20 protein-coding genes and 1 tRNA gene are annotated in these 23,397 nt (G+C 59.3%); 4 read left to right on the top strand and 17 right to left on the bottom strand.

Annotation, left to right across the window (positions count from 1 at the left end):
- The first annotated feature begins 7 nt into the window (after positions 1 to 7).
- Positions 8 to 1,639, top strand: coding sequence for a DNA cytosine methyltransferase (locus AWB64_RS22550; protein ID WP_082850593.1), 1,632 nt, complete (start codon positions 8 to 10; stop codon positions 1,637 to 1,639).
- A 161-nt stretch (positions 1,640 to 1,800) separates the two neighbouring features.
- On the opposite strand, the gene AWB64_RS22545 is transcribed toward AWB64_RS22550, so the two are convergent.
- Both AWB64_RS22545 and AWB64_RS22540 read right to left on the bottom strand, forming a co-directional pair.
- The gene (locus AWB64_RS22545) at positions 1,801 to 2,499 is read right to left on the bottom strand and encodes a hypothetical protein (protein WP_060857655.1); all 699 of its coding nucleotides are present in this window, start codon (positions 2,497 to 2,499) and stop codon (positions 1,801 to 1,803) included.
- A 54-nt stretch (positions 2,500 to 2,553) separates the two neighbouring features.
- Positions 2,554 to 2,988 (bottom strand): very short patch repair endonuclease, encoded by a 435-nt coding sequence (locus AWB64_RS22540; RefSeq protein ID WP_060857654.1) that lies wholly within the window; start codon positions 2,986 to 2,988, stop codon positions 2,554 to 2,556.
- Positions 2,989 to 3,197: 209 nt separating this feature from the next.
- On the opposite strand from AWB64_RS22540, the gene AWB64_RS22535 reads away from it, so the two are divergent.
- Positions 3,198 to 3,464: a hypothetical protein gene (locus AWB64_RS22535; protein WP_060857653.1), complete on the top strand. Its 267-nt coding sequence runs from the start codon at positions 3,198 to 3,200 to the stop codon at positions 3,462 to 3,464.
- Positions 3,465 to 3,606: 142 nt separating this feature from the next.
- Here the strand turns inward: AWB64_RS22535 and AWB64_RS22530 are convergent, their stop codons facing one another.
- Complete coding sequence (locus AWB64_RS22530) at positions 3,607 to 4,146, bottom strand: RES family NAD+ phosphorylase (RefSeq protein WP_060857652.1); 540 nt, start codon at positions 4,144 to 4,146, stop codon at positions 3,607 to 3,609.
- On the bottom strand, positions 4,143 to 4,517 hold the full coding sequence (locus AWB64_RS22525) for a DUF2384 domain-containing protein (protein WP_060857651.1): 375 nt from the start codon (positions 4,515 to 4,517) through the stop codon (positions 4,143 to 4,145). The genes AWB64_RS22530 and AWB64_RS22525 overlap by 4 nt, the downstream gene beginning before the upstream one ends.
- A 226-nt stretch (positions 4,518 to 4,743) precedes the next feature.
- Here AWB64_RS22525 and AWB64_RS22520 point away from each other — a divergent pair, with 226 nt between their 5' ends.
- Positions 4,744 to 5,454 carry a LysR substrate-binding domain-containing protein gene (locus AWB64_RS22520; protein WP_082850592.1) on the top strand — a complete coding sequence of 237 codons (711 nt, stop codon included), beginning with the start codon at positions 4,744 to 4,746 and terminating at the stop codon, positions 5,452 to 5,454.
- Positions 5,455 to 5,513: 59 nt separating this feature from the next.
- Here the strand turns inward: AWB64_RS22520 and AWB64_RS22515 are convergent, their stop codons facing one another.
- The 9 genes from AWB64_RS22515 to fdnG form a co-directional block, all read right to left on the bottom strand.
- A complete protein-coding gene (locus AWB64_RS22515; protein WP_060857649.1) occupies positions 5,514 to 6,785 on the bottom strand; it encodes a tyrosine-type recombinase/integrase in 1,272 nt (423 codons plus the stop codon).
- Between the two features lie 406 nt (positions 6,786 to 7,191).
- Positions 7,192 to 8,517 carry a tyrosine-type recombinase/integrase gene (locus AWB64_RS22510; protein WP_244164157.1) on the bottom strand — a complete coding sequence of 442 codons (1,326 nt, stop codon included), beginning with the start codon at positions 8,515 to 8,517 and terminating at the stop codon, positions 7,192 to 7,194.
- A gap of 168 nt (positions 8,518 to 8,685) precedes the next feature.
- Positions 8,686 to 8,778, bottom strand: a tRNA-Sec gene (locus AWB64_RS31660).
- Between the two features lie 50 nt (positions 8,779 to 8,828).
- The gene (selB, locus tag AWB64_RS22505; protein ID WP_060857648.1) at positions 8,829 to 10,742 is read right to left on the bottom strand and encodes a selenocysteine-specific translation elongation factor; all 1,914 of its coding nucleotides are present in this window, start codon (positions 10,740 to 10,742) and stop codon (positions 8,829 to 8,831) included.
- Complete coding sequence (gene selA, locus AWB64_RS22500) at positions 10,739 to 12,169, bottom strand: L-seryl-tRNA(Sec) selenium transferase (protein ID WP_075643323.1); 1,431 nt, start codon at positions 12,167 to 12,169, stop codon at positions 10,739 to 10,741. Before selA ends, selB begins: the two co-directional genes overlap by 4 nt.
- A gap of 32 nt (positions 12,170 to 12,201) precedes the next feature.
- Positions 12,202 to 13,179 carry a formate dehydrogenase accessory protein FdhE gene (gene fdhE / locus AWB64_RS22495; protein WP_060857647.1) on the bottom strand — a complete coding sequence of 326 codons (978 nt, stop codon included), beginning with the start codon at positions 13,177 to 13,179 and terminating at the stop codon, positions 12,202 to 12,204.
- A gap of 98 nt (positions 13,180 to 13,277) precedes the next feature.
- On the bottom strand, positions 13,278 to 13,934 hold the full coding sequence (locus AWB64_RS22490) for a formate dehydrogenase subunit gamma (protein WP_060857646.1): 657 nt from the start codon (positions 13,932 to 13,934) through the stop codon (positions 13,278 to 13,280).
- The gene (gene fdxH, locus AWB64_RS22485) at positions 13,921 to 14,862 is read right to left on the bottom strand and encodes a formate dehydrogenase subunit beta (protein WP_060857645.1); all 942 of its coding nucleotides are present in this window, start codon (positions 14,860 to 14,862) and stop codon (positions 13,921 to 13,923) included. Before fdxH ends, AWB64_RS22490 begins: the two co-directional genes overlap by 14 nt.
- A 9-nt stretch (positions 14,863 to 14,871) precedes the next feature.
- A complete protein-coding gene (fdnG, locus tag AWB64_RS22480) occupies positions 14,872 to 17,940 on the bottom strand; it encodes a formate dehydrogenase-N subunit alpha (protein ID WP_157766675.1) in 3,069 nt (1,022 codons plus the stop codon).
- Positions 17,941 to 18,101: 161 nt separating this feature from the next.
- Between fdnG and AWB64_RS22470 the strand changes: the two genes are divergently transcribed.
- The gene (locus AWB64_RS22470; RefSeq protein WP_244164156.1) at positions 18,102 to 18,530 is read left to right on the top strand and encodes a beta-xylosidase; all 429 of its coding nucleotides are present in this window, start codon (positions 18,102 to 18,104) and stop codon (positions 18,528 to 18,530) included.
- Between the two features lie 9 nt (positions 18,531 to 18,539).
- Here the strand turns inward: AWB64_RS22470 and kdpC are convergent, their stop codons facing one another.
- From kdpC to AWB64_RS22450, 4 genes are all read right to left on the bottom strand, one after another.
- The gene (gene kdpC, locus AWB64_RS22465) at positions 18,540 to 19,121 is read right to left on the bottom strand and encodes a potassium-transporting ATPase subunit KdpC (protein ID WP_060857642.1); all 582 of its coding nucleotides are present in this window, start codon (positions 19,119 to 19,121) and stop codon (positions 18,540 to 18,542) included.
- 49 nt (positions 19,122 to 19,170) lie between these two features.
- Entirely contained in the window at positions 19,171 to 21,228 is a 2,058-nt protein-coding gene (gene kdpB, locus AWB64_RS22460; RefSeq protein ID WP_060857676.1) for a potassium-transporting ATPase subunit KdpB, read from the bottom strand.
- A 120-nt stretch (positions 21,229 to 21,348) separates the two neighbouring features.
- On the bottom strand, positions 21,349 to 23,157 hold the full coding sequence (gene kdpA / locus AWB64_RS22455) for a potassium-transporting ATPase subunit KdpA (RefSeq protein ID WP_060857641.1): 1,809 nt from the start codon (positions 23,155 to 23,157) through the stop codon (positions 21,349 to 21,351).
- Positions 23,154 to 23,249, bottom strand: coding sequence for a potassium-transporting ATPase subunit F (locus tag AWB64_RS22450; RefSeq protein ID WP_056359778.1), 96 nt, complete (start codon positions 23,247 to 23,249; stop codon positions 23,154 to 23,156). Before AWB64_RS22450 ends, kdpA begins: the two co-directional genes overlap by 4 nt.
- Positions 23,250 to 23,397: the final 148 nt, after the last annotated feature.

The raw sequence follows: 23,397 nt of genomic DNA, 5'->3' as shown, positions 1-23,397 counted from the left end.
GTCTTCAATGCCAATTCCAATAATTGACCTCTTCGCAGGCCCGGGCGGACTCGGAGAGGGGTTCTCCTCACTCCGGGACCACAAGCGCGAACCCGTCTTCAAGATCGGGCTGTCGATCGAAAAGGACCCGATCGCGCACCGGACGCTGACGCTGCGCGCCGTGTTCCGGCAACTGCGTGGAACGAAGCACATCCAGCACTACTATTCCTACATCCGCAACGAGATCGACGAGCCGACGTTCAGGGAGATTCCAGCCGTCGCCGAGGCCTTCGCCAACGCGGAAAAGGAGGCTCGCTGCCTGGAACTGGGCAAGGCCGATGAGGCAGGCATCGACACGGAAATCCGTGCAGCGTTGGGAGGCAAGGACACGTGGGTTCTCATCGGGGGCCCGCCGTGTCAGGCCTATTCACTGGCTGGCAGAGCAAGGCGGACCAACGACAAGACCTTCAAGGATGACGTCAAGCATTTCCTCTACAGGGAATACCTGCGCATCATCAAGGAGCACCGGCCGACGATCTTCGTCATGGAGAACGTCAAGGGGCTGCTTTCCTCGCAGCATTCCGGAAGCCCGATGTTCGAGCGAATCCTCGCCGACCTTTGCGCTCCTTCGCCCGGTTTGGAGTACGAGATCCGTTCATTCGTCAAGAAGGGCAACAGCGACACGCTCAAACCTGTCGACTTCGTGATCCAAGCCGAGAGGCATGGTATACCGCAGAGCCGACACCGTGTGATCCTGCTGGGCATCCGAAAGGACGCAGGCGCGTCCCGCCATGACCTCCTTCCAGTAATGGAGCCCGTGTCGGCGAAACAGGCCATCGAGGATCTCCCCAAGCTCCGCAGCAGGCTGTCCAAGGGAGATTCCATCGAGGCGTGGCGCGAGGCGGTCCTTGCAGGTCCCTCCTACCTCGCAGGCTGGAGAGGGCCAAACGAACGGGCCATGACCGAACTCATGCAAACTTCGGCCTTGGCCGCCACATGGAACAGCGTCGGAAAGCCGTTCGCACAGAAACCCGGCCGAAAACCCAAGCTCGGGAAACAGACGGAACTGCAGCGCTGGGTGCATGACAGAAGTCTGAGCGGTTTCTGCCAGCACGAGGCTCGTTCGCACATGGATTCCGACCTCGCGCGATATCTGTTCGCCGCCTGCTTCGCCCAGTCAGAGAGGTACTCGCCTCGCCTCGATATATTTCCTCCGAAACTGCTCCCGAAGCACAGCAACGTAATGAAGGAAAGAGAGGCGACCGAGGCGATTCCATTCAAGGACCGGTTCCGGGTGCAATGCGCCAGGGACCCCGCGACAACCATCGTGTCACACATCGCGAAGGATGGCCACTATTACATCCATTACGATCCGACCCAGTGCCGAAGCCTCACGGTCAGGGAAGCCGCCAGACTGCAGACGTTCCCGGACAACTACTTCTTTGCGGGCAATCGCACGGAACAGTACACCCAGGTCGGCAATGCCGTACCGCCCCTGCTTGCCCACAAGCTGGCCAAGATCGTGCGTGGAGTGCTCGCGGGACTGAGCCGGGACGACAGGCGAAAGGAAAAGGCCGCGTCCCAAGCAACCGACGGAAGATCGATTGGACTTATATCGTACAAGCGCCAGACCAGTCTGGGTCTGGCGCCGGTCGATTGAGTACTGCTAGGCCACATATTCCACAGGAGTTGAAGGCGATTTGCTGCGGCGGAAGGCATCGGTCATGCCACAGCCTACCGATGCAAAGACTTTCCCCAGCAGGGCACAGGCTCCCACGCCGTGACCAACCGTGTGCTGAGCAGCGGCCTTTCTGGCCAAGCTCAGTTCCAAACTACTCGACATCCAAGATATTCGCCGATCACGATATGAGCATAATTCCCGTCGCTCTGGCCGACCAGATACCTGTAACGCCCTTCCTGCACGCATCGCCAACCGTCGTCGAACAGTTCCCCCGAGGCGCACGCCCGCAAAAACGCCCGTGACCCCAGCTCTGGCCACACGTCCAATGGGCCAGGGTCAGGACACTCAAAGAAGTTCCGTTGCTCAGGCTCCAGCAGTGCCAGCGGGAAGACCTCAATAGAGGCCGGACTGTCACGCTCCTGGACGCTCAACTCGTAATGAAGATGGCCTCGTGCCAGCTTGAGCAGTACCTTAGTCACTCGCTCCATGTCGGGATGCCAAACCTTGATCCCGTCTTCGTTCAAAGTCATTCTCGATTGAATCTCGGCGGCCAGATGCGGGGTTTCCTTGAGGATGCGCTGAATGCTTTTGCGCTGCAGCGCGTCGGGCTTCGTGGAGCCACACATCGCACACTCAAGGAAGCATGCAAGATACTGTTCGTCCAAGGAAAAGGAGTGGTTGCACGTCGCACAGGCCTCAACCACAGGCAGGTTCTCGGGATATGGCACGTCCAGCAGCACCTTGGATGGACAGTGATCCCTTGTATTGGGCACCGTGCCGCAATAGACGCATATTCCCTGAAGTCGCTCATCGACGAAGAGCTTCCGGGGATCGTTCATGTTGCGGCTCCTCGATCCATCGCCGAGTACTTCGTGGGCGGATGTCGAACTGCTTCAGCCAATTGTCAAAAGTTGCCCTCTGCCGCGTAACCAATTAGCTGCCTTTTCGCACGCCTCATCCGGCGAATGCTTCAACGCACACTCCCACACAACAGCGACACGCCACCCGGCGTCACGAAGCGCTGCAATGTTCCGCGCATCGCGGTCCACATTTTTTTCGAACTTGAGAGTCCAGAAGTCGACGTTTGTCTGGGGCATTGTGGTGTATCGACAGCCTTCATGCCGATGCCAGAAGCATCCGTGGACGAACAGCGCAGCCTTGTACTTCGGAAACACTAAGTCGGGAGAGCCCGGCAACCTTCGCTCATGCAATCGATAACGAAAGCCAGCGGAAAAGAGAGCTTTTCGAAGGGCAAGTTCCGGCTGAGTATTCTTGCCGCGGATGCTCGACATCATACGACTGCGTTGCGGTGAGGTAGGTATTCGCATTCGTCCATCATGACAGCAACTCGCCGGCTGGGCACTGACCGTTTGTCGGCCTGCGTCGCGACCTTCGAGGCAGGTCTGTAGTAGCTGTCTGCAGTCGGCCGGTAGTTCAGGATATTCTTCTCGACGCCTGATGCAACGCAGCGCTGGATACTCTAACACGGCCATGGCAGGTTGCTGTTGCCTACGAGGCGGACGCAGCAGCGTTTCGGGTGTCGGAGAAACAGCGCCTCCTTGACTTTCGAACCTCCTTCGCGCGCAACCAGATCGCCGACATGACAGATCGGGTTCTTTGTTTTGTCGAAGATGTCATCGCGCACAGCATCCAAAAGCGGTTGGCCCAAGGAATCACTTTGACTGAGATCCCAGTTGCTCAACGCGCGCCCGAGATGCCCCTTCGGTTCCAGAACACCATTACCGGGAGCGGCCTTCCCATGTGGCAGATCCGCTATCACGTCAGTCGGTTCGACGAAACATAAATGCTCGCCAAGCCGGCCAACTATCTTCGCACACGTATTTATGTCCACCCATTACCCGATGGTGGAACACCGACACAGCCCGGATACCAGACTGACTGGCAAGGATACGGTGGCGAACCAAAACTGCGGCCACCGTTGTCTGTCACTTCTGTTGCCGTGACCAGGACAAGGCATTCTGTGGCAATAGCGCACCGGGATCGAACACGCTCGCTTTGTATCCCGTCGTCTTCGCCAGATCCGGAAACAGAACGAGACATATCCCTGATGGATTGCGCGCCGAGCGATACAAAATGCCCGGATAGCCGGCCTCCCTCACGAGATCACCAATCACCCAGCTCGGGGGTTCGATCTCGTCCAGAAAAGCCATCCCCTTCCAGTTGCAATACGCTTCGGCCCAGATCGGGTTCCACGTCTCTTCAACATAACCACAGGTGAAATCGACCACGTTCTCAGCCGTCACCAGAAAGCTCGCCAGGGTCGCCGGCGGCAGGAGGGCAGACTCACTCTGGTATTCGAGCAGCGCGACGTCAGCCCTGGCCGCAAGATAGCGAGCCTCAACACCCTGACGGTTGAATCGTCCCCCTCTCACAGCAGCACCGGCACCGCTTTCCGGTTGATACGCCCACTGGGGCGTGAAGGCTCTGAAAAAGGTGTCCTCAGGCCCGATGTGCGTCAGGATCATCCCGTCGAACCGCCCGCAATCGAAAGCAGATACGAAATCACCGCTTCAGTTTTGCCCGCCGACACAAGTTGCTCGCCCGTACGGTGCTGGAACTCAGGGATTGGCGTATTTTTATACCAGTACATCGCCTGAGCCTGATCCGGGTTGACCTCCATCGCCGCCGACAACACCCGCAGCGTGTCGCGCATGAACTGCTGCAGTTTCACGTTCGTGGGCGCCGCCGATACCGTGGCGCGATGAACATGAGCGAGCTCTGCCAAGTCTTGCTGGCGCAAATGGAAGGCTGCGGCAAACCGTTCCGGCGCGATAAGCGGCCGGTCCGCAGCCTGCAAGCCGAGGGCGAATTGCTGAAAATCAAGGACAGCCGACATAGAACCTCCGTCGAGTTATTGCTGATTTTACGTCGTTTTTTTGTCGATTTCAAGCTGATGCTGCGTTCACCACGCTTTCCACTCAATCGATGTCTGGGCATCGGGTCTCGCCAATCCGGTCGATCTTCCGCGTTTCCGCCGTCATCGCTCCCGGTCACCCACAGCACTTGTTCGGAGTGAAGCCAATGCCGCAGCTTTACTGAATGAGACGATCGCAACATGACTAGTGGCCGCCTTTCGCTCTGACCACAGTCTCGTGCCGCTGCTTTGGCAAGGTACCAAAACGGCCGGCGATCGAAAACCTCTCGACGAGAAGGCGTTTCAAACTGCGGTATATGGCCAACTTATACCGATGCTCGCTAAGCAGCCCATAGTCGGTGCACGAGAGCCAGAAGTGTTTGACGCAAAAAAGCCCGATATGCGTATCTCCTACCTGCTAGATTCAGGTGTGAAGATCGATATTCCTATCGAGATCAAATGGGCAGGTCATGCAGAGGTCTGGGATGCTACCGATAGCCAAATATTGACGGCCGCGGAACCGTTGTTGACTCCGGCATTGCTATCCTCAGAACCGATTATTTCGCTCGGCTCCGACAGCATGTTGCGCAGGCTGATCGATGAGGCCTTCGCGAAGGCGGGAGTGTCCGTTGTGTCCTCTGTTGAAGCCATGATGTCCGCCCAAGCCGCACTGCTTGCACATGAAGGTTTGGGCATCGCGATAATCGACCCCTTCACCGCGGTTGCGTTCCAGCACCCCGGTCTTGTGCTTAAGCCGATGCAACCTTTCGTGCCTTACGACTATGCGATGTTGACCGCCGCACACAACGAACCATCGCGTCTTGCGCAAGCATTCATCGAAATCGCGCTCAAACGTGTCGAGGCTGTCCGCCAAACCATCGAAGGAATTTACATGAGTGCGCCAGCGCCGTTTGCGTAAGCTACGCCATCGACACACGGTCGCTTCTCTGCAGTCGGACTCAGGCCTCGATCGACAGGCTACACCTGACCGGCGCTATGCGCAGCAGGATCCTTTGCTATCCAGCCGTCAAGCGTATCCGCCCACGCCTGCAGCATTGTTCTCCGCTGCTCGGCATATTCAGCCTTGTTGTACACCGCTCTCACCCCGTGCTGCTCGTGCGCCAGACATTTTTCGATCCAGTCGCTGTTGAACCCGGCTTCATGCAGTTGCGTGCTCGCCGTTCTCCGTAGGTCATGGACCGAGAAAGATTCGAAGTCCTCCGCCCCACTCTCGCGAACGAGTTTGACGGCACTATCGATTACGCGATTCAGGGTAGCAGCACTTATCGGCAATTCCGTTTCGTAGCGCCCAGGATGCAGGTACGAGCTTGCGCCGAAACACGTCTTGAAGGTGACCAGAATATCAAGGGCTTGCTGGCTCAGATAAACGTTGTGCGCGCGCCCGGCCTTCATCCGGTCTTTCGGAATTGTCCAGACCGCGGCACCGAAGTCCACCTCATCCCACTTGGCCTGGATGAATTCCGACTTGCGCACCATGGTCAGCAGCATGAACCTGACCCCCAGACGCAGCGTCGGCAGCGTGGGCGTGCGCTCCAGTGCCTTGAAAAATACGTGGATTTCTCCGGGTGTCAGTGCCCGGTCCCGCGGTTTGAAAGTAGCGATGGCAGAGGGCCGGATGTCTTCCGCCGGATTGACTACCTTCAGCCCTCTTGCCTGCACAAAACGGTAGACCTGCAGGACGATGTCGCGTGCCTGAACGGCGGGTGCAGCAGCACCCCGCTCCTTGATCTTCTCACACCTTATCAAGAGTCTTGAAGGTGTGATCTCTTCGAGCTTCAGCCGCCCGAACTCCGCTGCAAGATTCCGGTCGTAGATGGACTTCCTCATCGCACGGGTCGATTCCGAGAGCGTGGCTTCTGCGAAGTATTTTTCGGCCCACTTCCCAAACGTCATCGCTTCGGCCGCTTCTGCACGCTTTTCAACCTTGTTTCTCGACGGACTGACGCCCTGTTCCACTTCCCGACGAGCCCGCTCAAGGAGCAGCCTTGCTTCCGCAAGACGCACCGACATGCCAAAGGAAAGTTCGTCAGCAACACGTGGGCCGCGTGCTGGTAGCCCGGGATCGTAGCGGCCTATGACCAGGGTCTCCCGGCGCCCATTCAGACGATAGTCGAAGCGGAAACTCACCGCTCCGGACGAGGTAACCGCCACATACAGGCCACGCTGGTCAGCAACCTTGTATATCCTGCCGGTGGGCTTGAGCGCCCGCAATTCGAGGTCCGTGAGCATGCAATACTCCGTGAACTAATACCGTGTTTGATACCGTCACGCGCCGTGACGGTATCAAAATGGATCGTCTGCAGAGAAAGATGCTATACCGTCGCCCATGCCGTCGGCGACGTAGCGCTGCCGCCGGACGGCAGCGGATCAAAATAGTCGATAAACCCTTGTTTTTGTACGGGAAATCAGGGAGTCGACGGACCTCTGCAGACCACTGCAGAGGATCCTAAATTACTCCCACTCCGCGGTGTTCCAGAGTCGTCCGCTAGACAATTTCGCCGCAGAAATCAACTCGGCAACGAGGTGTCGTGGCGCATACAAGATACGTTATCAACTCGATCATCTCTTCGTGAAATCATCGGTCGCACTTCATAGCGATTTCTTGTTCTGGCTCAATCACGCGGAAGAATGGTTCTCACGCATCCAACGCAACTGATCGCGAACGGCACCCACATCGGTGAAGGTTTGGCGGATTTGCGAACGATGTTTTGGCAGCAACCGGTTGCGACACAGGCTCCCTGACCGTCGCAGTGTTCTCACGCGAACTCCCGCAATAAAATCCCCAATCTGCCATCATCAGGCGTCGACGCTCGAGCTGGTCGCGACGCCGGTAGGCTGCCACTGTCTGCGATACGATGACGTGTGCCAAGGCTTCCTCTGCGAGCGAATCGGGATAGTCCGTACATTCGGCAACCCAGTCGCGGAACGTCGAGCGGAAACCGTGTACGGTGATTCCGTGTCGTGACATCCGTCTTAGAAGCGTCAGCATCGCCATGTTCGACAACGGACGCCCTTCCTTGCAGCCCGGGAACAGATAGCCGTATTTTGCCTTCGGCAATGCGCTGCGCACGATCTCGACAGCACGGTCACAAAGCGGTACGCGAAGCGGCCGGCCGCTCTTTGTACGATCGCCAGGAATTGACCATATGCGCGCGGCGAGGTCGAACTCCTCGGGTCGCGCAAAACGCACCTCGTTCGTGCGGGTCGCCGTGAGGATGAGCAGATGCAACACACGCGCCGCGCGCCGCGGACGTTGCTCAAGCTCCCGGATAAACGCAGGCAAGTCCTCCCAGGGTAGTGCAGGGTGATGGTTCACCTGCGACCGTTTCTTCGACCGCGGCAACACGAGTTGCAGATGGTCAACGTATCGTGCCGGGTTGCTGCCGACGCGGTGACCCAGCACCGTCTCTGCGTCGAGAATCGCCTTGATGCGGCCGCGCACCCGACGCGCAGTCTCCGCCTTCCTCGTCCAGATCGGCTGAAGGATCCGCACGACCATCGCGGTGTCAACGTCGCGCACCCGGACGTCACCGATGACCGGATACGCGTACGTTTTGAGCGTGTTACCCCACTGCTGAACATGCTTGAGATTTCGCCACTGGGGTTCGTGCGCGTGGATAAATGCTTCAGTTGCTTCACGAAACGTCACGTTGGCATCCGACGATATGTCGAGCAGTTGCCTTCGCTGCTGCTCACGCCGCGCAAGGATTGGATCGATCAGGTCTCTGACCATGTCACGGTACCCGGCGGCCAGCTTTCGCGCCTCGCCCAGAGAGACCCGCGAGAGCGGACCAAGACCCATCTCCCGCATGCGACCGTTCAGTTTGAACCGGAACACCCATGAACGCGCACCGCTGTCCGCGATCTGCATGTAGAGGCCACCGCCATCCGCGTAATGACCCGGCATCACTTCTTTCGCGACTCGGAGAGCGCTGAGTCGATGCAACTGTCGTCCTGCCATGTTGACCTCCCTACCCACAAACCCACATCGCTACCCATACTTCGTGGGGAAATTGTGCGGGACGTCAACGGTAGCCGCAAGCACGTCGTTACCCATAAACCGCTTTAAAATCAGCGATCTACAGGACATCATTGGAAGAGGTCGGAATGACCGGGAAGGCCCACTGGGCGGAAGGCAGCCGGAGTCGAACCGACCTGAGAACGTCTGACGCCCCCAACTGGGTTTGAAGCCCAGCCGCACCACCGGATACGGATGCCTTCCATCTTGACGCTGATAAAACCGTTTGAACTGCCAGCCGCGCATTGCACGCATCAAAGCAGATCGAGCCAACGGCTGTCCGTGCGCATTACGTGCATTTCACGGTGGAAGCGAGTATACCCAACGCGGTCGAAAAATTCCAAAACCTGGATCGCGCGTTTGCGCCCGAGTGCGGTGGCATCGCGAAAAGGTGCGGCGGCCAGTCTCGCCTCATTCTTTTTCGCTTCCGACGCAGCGATTACAGCGAGGTCGCGGATTGCATCGCGATGATAAAAAAGATCCCGCACCACCTGGAAAACTTCGCCCTGCCGCGCAAGCTTGCGCATCAACAGACGCACACGCTCTTCGGATACGCCAAGCGAAGCCGCAAGATCACGAACCCATGGCGGATTGAAACCGCCGGCTTTCAAAGCAGGCAGCAACTGCAACGCAAGCGCCTCTTCGGCGGCATCGAGCGTGACAGCGTGTCCCGGCATGTGCAGCCACGGTCCGCTCCGGACAATGTCGCCGCTCGCGCATGCATCGTTGATCAGCGCGCGCCACAACGCATCGTCCATCAGCGGCGCGGCGATCCTGCGCAAGCGCGATGCATCGGGTCCCTGCTCGTCGGGCGAACGCTCATGGAATTGCTGCAACGCTCCAAGCAAATGAGCCTTCAACGCATCCCACGTCGCGCCTGCGACGAACAACGCATCGTCGCCGGATAGCGCGACAGTGCGAGTGCCAGCCGGAAGATTCAGCGACGCCGCCGGCATGCCAGTGAGGTGTTCCAGCAACGAGCGCGATAAACCATGGGGCGCATGATCCAGCAGCGCGTCGAGCGTGCCGGTGTCGAGCATCGTCTGGATTGCGTCGAGCCAACGGAGGCGTTCCGGTATGCGCCGCTTGCGCGCCGGGCCGAACGGATCGAGCACATGTCCGCCGCCCAACGTCTGGTTCGCCTGCGCATTTCTCACGATAAACCGGTCGCCCGGCAACGCGCACACAGGCTGATCGAACACGAGTTGCGCGCGCGCAGTTTGATCCGGACGCAGCATTTCGCCATCCAGCAGCGCGACATGCGCGACCCGGTGCTGCGTGCCAAGGTGTACATGCAGCGTGGCCCAATGCTGCAACGTGACGGCGGCATCGGGTAATACGGTGAGCGTGGCATCGATACGTTCGGACACTCGCGACAATTTCGGATCGACGATCCAGTCGCCGCGACTGATTGCGCCCTTCTCGATACCCACGAGATTAAGCGCGCACCGTTCGCCCGCGCGACCCGACTCGGCGGCGCGATTTTGCGCGTGAATGCTTCGCACGCGCACAGGAGCGCCCTTGGGCGCGAGCAGCAATGTATCGCCTGCCGTCATCCGTCCGGCGATCACCGTGCCGGTAACAATCGTGCCCTGCCCGGACAGCGTGAATACGCGGTCGATCGCGAGCCGGAACAAACCGTCGTCGCGGCGCATGCGCCACGCGCTCGCCGCCGCGCGCAAATGCGCGTCGAGCAAAGCCACGCCCGGGTCGCCGGGGAGGGTTGCGTTGGTATCGAAAACCGGTGCATTGTGCAGCGTGCTCGCGGCCAGAAACGATGCAATCTCCTGATGCACGTCGTGCAAACGCGCCTCATCCACGCGATCAATCTTGGTCAACGCCACCGCGCCTTGCTTCACCCCAAGCAACTGCAAGATCGCCAGGTGTTCGCGCGTTTGCGGCATCACGCCATCATCCGCGGCGATCACGAGCAATGCGTAATCGATACCGCTCGCCCCCGCCGTCATGGTGTGAACGAGTTTCTCGTGTCCGGGGACATCGATCAAACCCAGCACGTCGCCGTTATCGAGCGGCACGTACGCGTAGCCAAGCTCAATGGAAATGCCGCGCACTTTCTCTTCTTTCAGCCGGTCGGTGTCCACGCCCGACAAGGCCCGAACGAGCGTGGTCTTGCCGTGATCGATATGACCCGCCGTGCCGACGATCATTCTTCCGGACCCACCAGTTGCGCGACGAATTCCGCTTCGTCGGCGGCTTCCAGGCAACGAAGATCGAGGCGCAATGCGTCGTCGGCGACGCGGCCAATCACCGGGCGCGGCATCTCGCGCAGCTTCTTTTCAAGCGCGAGCAACTGGCGTCCGCCGCGCTTTCCATCAGTCATCCTGACGACAAGACCATAGCTCGGCAGTACCTCGACGGGCAATGCGCCGCTGCCGATCTGGCTGAACATCGGTTCGACCAAAACCGTATAACGCTCGGCCGCCGCGCGTTGCAAAGCCGGCTGCACCCGCTCGGCGGCGGCGCGGATGGCATCGGCGGGACGCGTGAGCAAACGCAACGTGGTGAGTCGCTCGGCGAGCAATTCCGGCGCGCGATAAAGCTGCAATACAGGCTCGAGCGCGGCAAGCGTCAGCTTGCCAACCCGCAACGCACGCTTGAGCGGATGCTTCTTGATCTTCGCAATCAGGTCCCGCCGCCCGACGATCAGGCCGGCCTGCGGTCCGCCCAGCAACTTGTCACCGCTGAACGTGACCACGTCCGCACCCGCAAGAATGGTCTCGCGCACCGTATCTTCGCGCGGCAATCCCCACTGGGTCAGATCGACCAGCGTGCCGCTGCCCAGATCGACCGCTATGGGCACGCCGCGCTCCTTCGATAACGGAGCAAGGCCGCTCACTGTCACTTCCTTGGTGAAGCCATTGATGGCGTAGTTGCTCGTATGGACTTTCATGAGCAGCGCCGTGCGCGGGCCGATGGCTTCGTCGTAGTCCTTGAGGTGCGTACGGTTGGTCGTCCCGACTTCGCGCAACTTCGCGCCCGCGCGGCTCATGATGTCGGGAATGCGAAACGCGCCGCCGATTTCCACGAGTTCACCGCGCGATACGATCACTTCTTTCCGTGACGCCAATGCGGACAATGTCAGCAGCACCGCCGCCGCGTTGTTGTTCACGACAGTCGCGGCCTCTGCGCCCGTGAGCTCGCACATGAGTTCATCGATCAGGTCATCGCGGTCGCCCCGCTTGCCCGTCTCCAGATCGAACTCGAGGTTTGCCGGCCGCGTCAACGCGGCAACGACCGCACTGATCGCGGTATCGGGCAGCAACGCGCGGCCGAGGTTGGTGTGAAGCACCGTGCCGGTCAGATTGAACACCGTGCGAAAGCGCGCCCGGTTGCGCTCGTGAAGACTCCGTTCAACCGATGCCGTCAGCTCGGGCAGATCGAGCGCGCCCACGGAAGCGCAACCGGAGAGCGCAGCCGCGCGCCAGCCGTCGAGCGCGCTCCTTAGCGTGGCCAGGACCTGTGCGCGCCCGAACTCGCCTGCCAGCGTTACGAAAGCGGCCGACGCCATGACCTGTTCCACAGATGGCACATGCGCCATCAGCGCCCGCAATTCAGCGCTTGTTACATCGCTCACAAGCCGATCCTTTTTTGTTGGATTCGCTAAGGTTAGTCAGTTTTATCGCCGGCGTGTTCCGGCCACAACCACGGATGCAGCGATGCGCGCCGGTAACCTTCCTCACCCATCAGCAAATCCAGCGTCAGGCTCGCGAGATCGTCGGCGAAGGGTTCGAAATCGTAGTCCTTGTCCTGGAAGCCAATTTTTCTGTACGTATGGCATTCGTCGCAGGATTCCGCTTTCAGCGGTGCTTTTTTCGATTCTATTTCCCTGGTCTGCGTATCAGCATCCGGTGTTCCCAATGCATGATAGGCAATTCCCTTGGTCGAATCGCAGTTCGAGCATTTTGTGCGGACCATGTGCCACTCGGTGGCGCACAGGCCGCACTGCAGATACCGGTAATTCTCGTAAGCGCCGCCAATACGCACCGTGCTCGCAACCGGATGCGAACCGCAAACGGGACACAGTCCAAGCGTCTCTATGTACGGTACGTCGCGTTTATCGATATCGGCGGCCATGTCGGTCCACACCACTTGCAACGCGGCCGAAATAAACGGCGCGCTCGCCGGGTCTACTTCGGCAAACCGCTGCGCGAAGATGGCGTCGGCTTGCGCTTCGAGCGTGGCGGAATCGAGCGATTCGATTTTTGCAATCAACTGCTCTAGAGCAGGCGTGAGCGGGCCAGCGGCCTTGAGTTTGTGGAGCAGACGAATCAGCACGTCGCGCCAAGCGGGGTCCCGTACGCCGGACAGCGCCGGGATCAATGGCATCGAATGCTTCTGCGCGCTCGCGATCAACTCGGCGCTCGGCGGTTGAGCTTTGAAATCCTGGATCACGTCCTGCTGTGCGTCTGCAAGCGCCGCCATCAACCGCAAATAACCCGCTATGGGGTTGGACCGTTCAGCAAGCGCCCGCAGGCGCGCCGCGCGCGCGCGAAATACAGCAGAGCGCTCGGGCGTGCGAATGCGCGGAATGGCGGACTGATCAAGCGACTCGATCTCGCCCGCTTCTAGGATGCGTTGAACCACGATTGTCGACCTCTTGAAACTAAAGAGCCGCCGCGTTTCCAAAAGCAAAGAACGGCGGCGGCCCGGTTACATCGGATGCTGGCTTGCCCTGGCCAGACTTACTTCCCGATGATTTCCTTGAACCATCTCGGATGATGCTTTTTCGCCCAGCCATAGGTCACGGTGCCGCGCGTCATTGCTCCAATCGATCCCTTGATCCACAGAGCCGCATAAATATGCACAACGATTCCGACAATCAGCACAAACGCCGCAGCGGCATGCACAACGGCGGCAAGGCGAATGATCTCGATCGGAAAATAGAACGAGAAATATCTGCGCCAGATCACAATACCGCTTGCCAGAAGCAGCAGCAGGCAGGCGACCATAGTAAAGAACAGGAGCTTCTGACCGGCATTGTATTTACCAATGGCGGGAAGTTTTTCCTCACGATTGGCAAGCACGTCGCCAATCTGGCGCATCCACTGCACGTCGCTCTTGTCGAGATAGTTATGGTGCCAGAATCGCAACGCAAGGATCAGGAACGAGAGAAACATCACGCAGCCAATGAACGGATGCAAAATACGCGTCCATTGCCCGCCGCCCAGGAGCGCATAAAGCCACGACATGGCCGGATGAAACATGGCCAGTCCGGACAACGCCAGCAAGACGAACGTGATGGCGGTGATCCAGTGGTTCGTGCGTTCATTGGGCGTATAGCGCAGGATCAGACCGTTGCCCTTCACATCCCTTGGAACAGCATTTTCATCGTGCTTCATCGGATGCCTCCCGTGAACGGCGTGCTTCATTCGCTTCTGCCGCTTCATGCTGCGCTTCGGCCTCTTCCGCCTCCGACACCTCATTCGGCCCGACCCGCGTGTAGTGGAAGAATCCCGCTAGCGCGGCCATTGCAATGCCGGCAAGCGCCAGCGGTTTTGCCAGGCCCTTCCAAAGATAGACCATTGCGCTGATCTTCGGATTTTGCGGCAGGCCGTGATAAAGATTGGCTTTGTCGGCGTGATGAAGCACGTACATGACATGCGTGCCGCCCACGCCCGCAGGATCATACAAACCTGCGTTGGCAAAGCCGCGTTCCTTCAGATCCACCACGCGGTCGGCCGCCTGCTGCTTCATGTCCTCTTTGGTGCCGAACATGATCGCGCCGGTCGGGCAGGTCTTCACGCATGCCGGTTCCTGTCCAACGGCGACCCGGTCCGAACACAGCGTGCATTTATACGCACGATTGTCCTGCTTCGAAATACGCGGCACATTGAATGGGCAACCCGTCACGCAGTAGCCGCAGCCGATGCAGTTCTCCTCGTGAAAATCCACGATGCCGTTCGTGTACTGAACGATCGCACCCGGCGACGGACATGCCTTCAGACACCCCGGGTCCTCGCAATGCATGCAGCCGTCCTTGCGGATCAGCCACTCGAGATCGCCTTCGGTATTCTCGTATTCCGAGAACCGCATGACCGTCCACGAATGTTCGGTCAGGTCACGCGGGTTGTCGTACACGCCAATGGAATCGCCGACTTCATCGCGCAAGTCGTTCCATTCCATGCACGCCGTCTGACACGCCTTGCAGCCGATGCACTTCGATACATCGATCAGCTTCGCAACTGTGCCCGTGACGGGAGCGCGGGCCTGGGGCTCCGGCAGCGTCGTGGCAGAGAGACGTTTGATATCCAGTGATTGCAGTGCCATCTCTTTTCCTTATGCCTTTTCGACCTTGACGAGAAACGACTTGAATTCCGGTGTTTGCGAATTCCCGTCGCCCACGGAAGGCGTTAGCGTATTGACGAGATAGCCTGGCTTCGTGAGTCCCTTGAAGCCCCAATGCAGCGGCAATCCAACTGTCTGAACTTTCTTTCCCTCGATCATCAAAGGTTTGATCCGCTTCGTCACGACCGCGACAGCAACGATGTGGCCGCGATTGGACGACACTTTCACGCGATCGCCCGCAACCACGCCGACTTCCTTGGCCAGGTCCTCGCCAATTTCCACGAACTGCTGCGGCTGCACGATTGCGTTGAGGCGCGCGTGCTTGGTCCAGTAATGGAAGTGCTCGGTCAGGCGATAAGTCGTCGCCGTGTGCGGGAAATGCTCGTGCGTGCCGAACGCGGCGCGATCGTCCGGGAACACGCGCGCCGCCGGATTGCTGACGACCGCCTTGTTGTCCGGGTGCATCGGGTTGTAGCCCAGCGGGTTTTCGAACGGCTCGTAATGCTCCGGGAACGGCCCTTCCACCAGACCATCACGCGAGAAGAAACGCGCCACGCCTTCCGGATTCATGATGAACGGGTTCATGCCATTTTCAGGCGGTTCATCCGCCTTGAAGTCGGCTATATCCGCACCGGCCCACGTCTTGCCGTTCCACGCAATCAGCTTGCGCGTCATGTCGAAGGGCTTGCCGCTGACGTCGCATGAAGCACGGTTGTATAAGATCCGCCGGTTCGCCGGCCACGCCCATGCCCAGTTCAACGTGTTGCCAATACCTGTGGGGTCCGAATTGTCGCGACGGCCCATCTGGTTGCCGGCCTGCGTCCATGATCCGCAGAAAATCCAGCAACCGCTTGCCGTGCTGCCGTCGTCGCGAAGTAGCGCGAAGCTCGACAACTGCTCGCCTTTTTTCGCCAGGACCTTGGTTTTATCGGCGACATCGGTCACGTCGTCCAGAGCCTTGCCGTTGAACTCCATCGCGATTTCTTCGGGCGTCGGACTCTCCGGATCCGAATACGGCCAGCTCATGTTGACAATGGGATCAGGGTATTTGCCACCCTGCTCCTTGTACGCCTTCCTGATTCGCAGCCACAGGCCCGACATGATTTCCAGGTCGCTCTTCGATTCCCCCGGACCGTCCGCGCCCTGCCAGTGCCACTGCAGTACGCGGCTCGAACTTACGAGCGAACCGCGTTCTTCAGCAAAACACGTAGTGGGCAGGCGGAATACTTCCGTCTGGATCTTCGATGGATCCACGTCGTTGAACTCGCCAAAGTTCTTCCAGAACTCGGACGTTTCAGTAGCGAGCGGGTCCATGATGACGAGCCATTTCAGCTTGGCGAGACTCGCGCCGATCTTCGCCTTGTTCGGCGCCGCCGCAAGCGGATTGAACCCTTGCGCGAGGTAGCCGTTCATCTTGCCCTGGTTCATCAGCTCGAACACTTGCAGCATGTCGTAGGACTTGTCGAGCTTGGGCAAATAGTCGAAGCCGAAGTTGTTTTCAGCGGTCGCGTTCGCGCCCCACCACGACTTCATGAAGCTCACATGGAACGCACGATAGTTGCGCCAGTAACTTAATTGGTTCGGGCGTAATGGCTGTGTTGCACGCTTCTTGATGTACGCATCGAAGTCCTGTTCGCCTTCCATGGGCAACGTCATATAGCCCGGCAGCAGGTTCGACATGAGCCCAAGGTCGGTCAAACCCTGAATATTCGAGTGGCCGCGCAACGCATTCATGCCGCCGCCCGCAATGCCGATGTTACCCAGCAGCAACTGCACCATGGCGCCAGTGCGGATGATCTGCGATCCAACCGAATGATGCGTCCAGCCAAGCGCGTACAGGATCGTACCGGCGCGTCCGGGGACGGCGGTAGACGCAAGCATCTCGCATACCTTCAGAAATTTCTCCTTGGGCGTGCCGCAGATCTTCTCCACTTGCTCGGGCGTATAGCGCGAGTAGTGCTGCTTCATCAGGTTGTACACGCAGCGCGGATGCTGCAGCGTGGGATCGACTTTGGCGTAACCATCGTCGCCGCGTTCGTAATCCCAGGTCGATTTGTCGTAGCTATGCTTTTGCACGTCATAGCCGGAATACAACCCGTCCGTAAACGCAAAGTCCTCACGGACAATAAACGGGAAGTCCGTGTAATTCTTGACGTACTCGTGCTGGATCTTGTCGTTCGTCAGCAGATAATTAATTACGCCGCCAAGGAACACAATGTCCGAACCCGTGCGAATCTGCGCGTAATAATCCGCGACCGAAGCTGTCCGCGTAAAGCGCGGATCGACTACGATCAGCCTTGCTTTTCTGTGCGCCTTGGCTTCGGTGACCCATTTGAAACCGCACGGGTGCGCCTCGGCTGCATTGCCGCCCATTACCAGAATCACGTCCGCGTTCTTGATGTCGACCCAATGGTTCGTCATCGCTCCACGGCCAAACGTCGGGGCAAGACCTGCCACCGTCGGGCCGTGTCAGACACGTGCTTGATTATCGAATGCGAGCATGCCAAGACTGCGTGCAGTCTTGTGCGTCAAATATCCAACTTCATTGCTTCCGGCCGATGCCGCCAGCATGCCGGTGGTCAGCCATCGGTTGACCTTCTTGCCGTCTTCGGTCGTCTCGACAAAGTTTGCGTCGCGATCGTCCTTCATCAGCTTGGCAATGCGATCGAGTGCGTCTTCCCACGACATGCGTTTCCATTCATTCGATCCCGCCGCGCGATATTCCGGAAATTTCAACCGGCTCGGACTATGAATGAAATCGATAAGGCTCGCGCCCTTGGGGCACAGCGTGCCGCGATTGACCGGATGATCCGGGTCGCCTTCAATATGAATAATGCTCGACTTGGCGTTCTTAGCGTTGTCGCCCAGGCCGTACATCAGGATGCCGCATCCGACTGAGCAGTACGGACAGGTATTACGCGTTTCAGTAGTACGCGACAGCTTGTACTGGCGGACTTCCGCTAAAGCCGGCGCCGGCGAGAAGCCCATTAGGGCCAGGCTCGATCCGGCAAGCGTGCTTGCGGAAACTTTCAGGAACTGTCGCCGGGACATTTGTAGCATCGTGCGCCTCGGCATTTTTGGGGACCGGTGCCGATTATAAAGTCGTAGGACTAATTTCGCAGAAAGCTTGGCGCAAATGACTGCCGAGCAGGCATGGGCAAGCGCTTGGTGACCTTAGGAGAACGGCGTTAAGGCGCTAGCAGTAATAAATAAGTAATGTGTTGGAATATTTTGGTAATGGTCAGGCATTGTTCGTGCATGTTGCCTTAACACTCCAATTTATTACGCTCTCCATGGCCTACCAAGCGCACGACACTTTTCCTTTCCTTAACGTCGATGTGCAGTTTCGCAAGCGTTTGCGAGCGCGTGTGACTGCGGTTTTCGCGGGCAGCGTTCTATTTGCGCTAAGCACTTATGGCTTTGCGCAAATTTCGCAGGGAAACGGCAGCTCGTCTCAGGACAATCGGACTTCGTCGGCTGGAACACAGCCCGATGCGTCGGCATCGACGGTACATGAGTCGCTCAAACCGCAGTCGAAGGAAGCCGCGGGAAACGCACGAGGCGCGACGGCAGGCAATCAGCATAAGACCGAAGGTGCCGGCGGCTTTAACAATGGTTTGTATGGAACAGGCGCGGGCAGCAACAAATAAGCCGCTTGATCAGCTTGCAGGCTTCATTTCGTCAAGCGCAAGGTTGAGCTTGAGCACATTCACACGCGCTTCGCCGAGAATGCCGAACTGGCGGCCGGTGGTCGCGCGTTGAACAAGTGCTTCGACGTCGTTATGCGAGAGCTTGCGGGCCTTCGCCACGCGGTCGATCTGATACGCGGCGGCGGCCGGGCTGATCTCAGGGTCGAGGCCACTGCCAGACGATGTCACGAGATCGACGGGAACGGGCGCAGTGTTGGCCGGATCGGCGTCATGCAATGCGCTGATCCGCCCTTTGACTTCATCGGCGAGTGCGGGATTGGTCGGACCAAGATTCGAGCCGCTCGATGCAGTCGCGTTATACGGATTCGGCGAAGTCGCGGACAGACGGCCCCAGAAGTAACCGGGCGCATCGAATTGCTGGCCGATGAGTTCCGAGCCGACTGGCTTGCCGCTCTTCTCGATCACGCTGCCGTTCGCTTGCGCCGGAAATGCCGCTTGGGCAACCGCGGTCACCACGGCCGGATAGATGAGCCCGGTTACGACGGTCAGTGCCGCGAACAGTACGATCACGGGGCGAATGATGTTTTTCATGATTGACGATCCAGTTAAAAGCCAGGGTATGAAGTGACCGCCACGAAGTTCAGGCCCAGCCAAAGGCGGTCAGAACCATATCGATGATCTTGATGAACGGGAATGGCAGCAAGATACCGCCAAGCCCGTACACCAGCAGGTTGCGGCGCAGCAGCGACGCGGCGCCGAGCGGCCGGTACTTCACGCCTTTCAACGCGAGCGGAATCAGCACCACGATGATCAACGCGTTGAAGATCACCGCGGACAGGATTGCCGACGAGGGCGAGGTCAGATGCATGACGTCAAGCACCCTCAGTTGCGGATAGGTGGACGCAAACGCCGCCGGAATGATCGCGAAATACTTGGCGACGTCGTTCGCAATCGAGAAGGTCGTAAGCGAGCCACGCGTCATCAGCATCTGCTTGCCGATCTCCACGATCTCGATCAGCTTGGTCGGGTTCGAATCGAGGTCGACCATGTTGCCGGCTTCCTTCGCCGCTTGCGTGCCGGTGTTCATCGCCACGGCGACGTCGGCCTGGGCGAGCGCCGGGGCGTCGTTCGTGCCGTCGCCGGTCATCGCAACCAGACGGCCTTCCGCCTGATAGCTGCGGATGGTCGAAAGCTTCGCTTCCGGCGTGGCTTCTGCAAGAAAATCGTCCACGCCTGCTTCGGCTGCGATCGCGGCCGCGGTCAGCCGGTTGTCGCCAGTGACCATCACGGTCTTGATACCCATCTTGCGCAGTTCGGCGAAACGTTCCTTGATGCCGCCCTTGACGATGTCTTTCAGCTCGATCACGCCAAGCACGCGCGCGCCGTTATCGCTGCGCTCCGCCACGACCAGCGGCGTGCTGCCGCGACGCGCAATGTCATCGACCGCATTCGATACTTCCTGCGGATAACGCCCGCCGTTACGCTCGACGTATAACCTGACTGCATCGGCCGCGCCCTTGCGAATCTCGCGATCCGGCAGATCGACGCCGCTCATGCGCGTCTGCGCCGTAAAGTTCAGGAAGGTCGCGTGCAGCGCCGCCATCTCGCGCTGGCGAATGTTGAAGCGCTGCTTGGCGAGCACCACGATGCTGCGGCCTTCCGGCGTTTCGTCGGCAAGCGACGCGAGTTGCGCGGCATCGGCAAGGTCCTGTTCCGACAGACCCGGCGCAGCAACAAAATTCGAAGCCTGGCGGTTTCCAAGCGTGATCGTGCCGGTCTTGTCGAGCAACAGCACGTCGACGTCCCCAGCAGCTTCCACCGCGCGGCCGGAAGTCGCGATCACGTTCGCCTGCATCATGCGGCTCATGCCAGCCACGCCAATAGCCGACAACAAGCCGCCGATGGTCGTCGGGATCAGGCATACGAGCAACGCGGCAAGCGCGGTGATCGTCACCACGTGTCCCGCTTTCATGGCGCCGACCGAGAACATGGAGAACGGCAGCAGCGTCGCGGTGGCGAACAGCAGCACGATGCTCAACGCAACCAGCAAGATAGTCAGTGCAATTTCGTTGGGCGTCTTCTGGCGCTTCGCGCCTTCGACCATCGCGATCATGCGGTCGAGAAAGGCCTCGCCCGGATTGACCGTCACGCGCACCACGATCCAGTCCGACAGCACGCGCGTGCCGCCCGTCACCGCCGTGAAGTCGCCGCCCGATTCGCGGATGACAGGGGCCGATTCGCCGGTGATTGCTGATTCATCGACGGAAGCCACGCCATCCACGACTTCGCCGTCGGCGGGGATCACGTCGCCCGTTTCCACGAGCACGACGTCGCCTTTGCGAAGATCCGTCGCAGTCGTGATCTGGATCGCGCCCTTGTGATCCGGCTTGTCCAGTTTTTTCGCCATGACGTCACGCTTGGCGCTGCGCAGCGACGCGGCCTGCGCCTTGGAACGGCCTTCGGCCAGCGCTTCGGCGAAGTTTGCGAACAGCACTGTGAACCACAGCCAGAGCGAGACCGCGAGGATAAAACCCGCAGGCGCTTCAGCCTGCCCCGATAACGCGGCGACCCACAGCACGGTCGTGAGGATACTGCCCACATACACGCAGAACATCACCGGATTGCGCAACTGGGTGCGCGGATCGAGTTTCCTGAACGAGTCCGCAATCGCCGGCATCACAATGGCCGGGTCGAACATGGAACGTGCTGCCGAGCGTGAATGACCCGTTGGCTCCGGATTTTTTTCCGGCGTCTTGTTAGGCGTCGTCACGGGCGGTTTGATAATCGTGTTCATACTTTCCTCTGTATCAGTGACCGCTTATTTGCCCGAGAGCATCATCAGATGCTCGACTATCGGGCCCAGCGCAAGCGCAGGCACATACGTCAGTGCGCCCACCAGCACCACGGTGCCGAGCAGCAGCACGACAAACAACGGACCGTGCGTTGGCAAGCTGCCGGCGGTCGTGGCAATGCGCTTCTTGGCGGCCAGCGCGCCGGCAATCGCAAGCACCGGAATGATCGAGCCGAAGCGGCCGAACCACATCGCAATGCCGGTCGTGATGTTGTAGAACGGCGTGCTGACCGTGAGGCCCGCAAACGCGCTGCCATTGTTGTTCGCGGCCGAGCTATAGGCGTACAGGACTTCGGAGAAGCCATGCGGCCCAGGGTTCGATATACCCGCGGTGCCGGCTGTGGTCAGCACCCCTATCGACGCGCCGAGCAGCACGAGGAATGGCGTCAGCAGTACCACGATCGCAACCATCTTCATTTCGTACGATTCGATCTTTTTGCCGATATATTCAGGTGTACGGCCTATCATCAGGCCGGCGACGAACACCGCGAGCATTGCGAACACGAGCATGCCGTAGAGACCGGACCCCACGCCGCCGAAGATCACTTCGCCAAGCTGGATCAGCAGCAATGGAACGAAGCCGCCCATTGGCGTAAGCGAGTCGTGCGTATTGTTCACCGCACCGCACGAAGCAGCGGTCGTGGCGACCGTGAAGATGCCCGACTGCGCAATGCCGAAGCGCGTTTCCTTGCCCTCGGCGTTACCGCCGGCTTGCATCGGCGACGCACTTTGATCGACATGAAGCGATGCAAACAGCGGATTTCCCGCCTGCTCGAACGAGATTTCGCCCCAACATGCAATCGCGAACGCTATGGTCATGGCCCCGAGGATTGCGTAACTCTGCCGCCTGTCGCCGACCATCCTTCCGAACACCACGCACAGCGACGCGGGAATGATCAGCATGGACAGCATCTGGACGAAGTTCGAGAACGGTGTGGGGTTTTCATACGGATGCGCCGAGTTGGCATTGAAGAAACCGCCGCCATTCGTGCCGAGCATCTTGATGGCTTCTTGCGAGGCGACCGGACCCATTGCCAGCGTCTGCTTGTCGGCCTTGTTCTCGACCATCACCGGATTGCCCTTGGCGTCTTTCACGGCGTTACCCTGGGCATCGACTTTTGGTGCCTGATACGTCGTGGTCTGAAGCGTGCCGACATCCCGATAGGCTTCGAAGTTCTGGATCACGCCCTGGCTCACGAACACCAGCGCAATGACGGTTGCCATGGGCGCGAGGATATACAGCGTGATACGGGTCAGGTCGACCCAGAAGTTGCCGATGGTGCTCGCGGTATGGCGTGCGAAGCCGCGAATCAATGCAACCACGACCGCTATGCCCGTTGCCGCCGACAGGAAGTTCTGCACCGACAAGCCGGTCATTTGCGACAGGTAGCTCGCGGTTGCTTCAGGGGTGTAGTCCTGCCAGTTGGTATTGGTGACGAAGCTGACGGCGGTGTTGAACGCGCCATCCGGGGTCATCGGACCAAAGCCTTGCGGGTTCGACGGCAACCACTGCTGCAAACGCAGGAAGCCGAACACGACCAGCGTGCCCAGCGCGTTGAACGCGAGCACGGCAAGGGCGTAGTGCTTCCACGACATTTCCGCTTTGTCGTCGACTCCGGCGAGCTTGTACAAGACTGATTCAATCGGGCGGCCGATTCGGCGAACCACCACCGAAGAACCATCGAGCACGGCTGTTATGTATCGGCCTGCCGGGATCGCGAGCGCGATCAGCACAACAATAAAAAGAGCCGCTTGAAACACGGTATTCGCGTTCATTCCAGATCCTCCGCACGCAGCAACGCGTACACGAGGTACACGAACAAGAGCAGTGTCGAGGCACCGGCCAGCACCAGCATCCAGGTGGTCATGGACGGCCTCCCGGAGCGCGACGCAACTTGTCGCAACCAATTGCAAGCGCCGCGCATAAGGCCCAGAAGGCGACGATGCCGGCGATATAAAGCAGGTCCATTGTGTTGTTCTCCCGTAGCGGATTTGGACGTGCTGAAGGTTAGTTGA

Origin of the sequence: Caballeronia sordidicola, assembly GCF_001544455.2 — a bacterium.
In the GTDB taxonomy this organism is placed as follows: domain Bacteria; phylum Pseudomonadota; class Gammaproteobacteria; order Burkholderiales; family Burkholderiaceae; genus Caballeronia; species Caballeronia sordidicola.
This window is presented reverse-complemented; position numbering and strand designations above follow the sequence as displayed.